The sequence below is a fragment of the Marinitenerispora sediminis genome (genome assembly GCF_003336425.1).
In the GTDB taxonomy this organism is placed as follows: domain Bacteria; phylum Actinomycetota; class Actinomycetes; order Streptosporangiales; family Streptosporangiaceae; genus Marinitenerispora; species Marinitenerispora sediminis.
The window spans coordinates 1-346 of sequence record NZ_QEIO01000392.1 but is presented as its reverse complement, the minus strand read 5'-3'; the positions used below and the strand labels follow the sequence as shown (position 1 = coordinate 346).

Sequence of the window (346 nt, the reverse complement as noted above, 5' to 3'; positions counted from 1 at the left end):
ACGGTTCGTGAAGAACGTTCGCGTCGTGACGTTCAAGGACGTCAACGTCGAGGAGATCACCAAGGCTGATCTGGAGGTTCCCTCGACCGGCCGCCCCGACACCGAGGACTGAGCAGGACGGCACGCGACCCCGACCCGGTCGGCCCGCCGCAGCGCGGGGGCACCGGGCCGGGGTCGCGGCGTTTTCCGGCCCGGCCGGGCCGGGGCGGCGGTCTCTTCCGGGCCGGCCCGCCGTGTGCCGCGGTGCTCGGGGCGGCCGGTCGAGGGAACCTCCAGATCAGCCTTGGTGATCTCCTCGACGTTGACGTCCTTGAACGTCACGACGCGAACGTTCTTCACGAACCGT

The 346-nt window shown here is 70.2% G+C and carries 1 protein-coding gene and 1 pseudogene; one reads left to right on the top strand and one right to left on the bottom strand.

All coding sequences use genetic code 11. The features are described 5' to 3' along the window. A partial coding sequence (locus DEF28_RS26965; protein ID WP_114446280.1) for a DUF2469 family protein occupies positions 1–112 on the top strand: 112 nt, incomplete at its 5' end. A 146-nt stretch (positions 113–258) separates the two neighbouring features. On the opposite strand, the pseudogene DEF28_RS26960 reads toward DEF28_RS26965, so the two are convergent. Continuing rightward, a pseudogene (locus DEF28_RS26960) lies at positions 259–346 on the bottom strand (DUF2469 family protein); the annotation flags it as partial.